General features: G+C 53.7%; 2 rRNA genes. Both read right to left on the bottom strand.

Annotation, left to right across the window (positions count from 1 at the left end):
- Positions 1-166: 166 nt before the first annotated feature.
- Positions 167-282: ribosomal RNA gene (gene rrf / locus ACJ5GX_RS03635) — 5S ribosomal RNA — on the bottom strand.
- Positions 283-381: 99 nt separating this feature from the next.
- Positions 382-879, bottom strand: a 23S ribosomal RNA gene (locus tag ACJ5GX_RS03630); the annotation flags it as partial.

The raw sequence follows: 879 nt of genomic DNA, 5'->3' as shown, positions 1-879 counted from the left end.
CCTACAAAATTCGTCTCATCCTGAGCCCCCCTCCGGGGCCGCCGCACGCGGCGTTAAGGCCCGTTCCCGACGGGCCTTTCGCATGGCCATGCTCGAGCAGAACGCCAGATAACAGACAAAACAAAAAGCCCCATGCTTTCGCATGAGGCTTGTTGTTTTATTTGATGCCTGGCAGTGTCCTACTCTCGCATGGGGAGACCCCACACTACCATCGGCGCTACGGCGTTTCACTTCTGAGTTCGGCATGGGGTCAGGTGGGACCACCGCGCTATTGCCGCCAGGCAAATTCTGTTTCATTCCAACCGCTTCACTCTCGTAAAGCCATCAGAACCAATCTCGGAACTTCGCTGAAAATCTCTCTAAAAACACCTTCGGTGTTGTAAGGTTAAGCCTCACGGATCATTAGTACTGGTTAGCTCAATGCATCGCTGCACTTACACACCCAGCCTATCAACGTCTTAGTCTTAAACGTTCCTTCAGGGGCCTTAAAGGCCCAGGGAAGACTCATCTTGAGGCAAGTTTCGCGCTTAGATGCTTTCAGCGCTTATCTTTTCCGCACTTAGCTACCGGGCAATGCCATTGGCATGACAACCCGAACACCAGTGGTGCGTTCACTCCGGTCCTCTCGTACTAGGAGCAACCCCTCTCAATCTTCCAACGCCCACGGCAGATAGGGACCGAACTGTCTCACGACGTTCTAAACCCAGCTCGCGTACCACTTTAAATGGCGAACAGCCATACCCTTGGGACCTACTTCAGCCCCAGGATGTGATGAGCCGACATCGAGGTGCCAAACACCGCCGTCGATATGAACTCTTGGGCGGTATCAGCCTGTTATCCCCGGAGTACCTTTTATCCGTTGAGCGATGGCCCTTCCAT

Source organism: Wolbachia endosymbiont of Tuta absoluta, from assembly GCF_059414725.1.
Note: the sequence above shows the minus strand (reverse complement) of the source record. Positions and strands in the feature narration are given on the sequence as shown.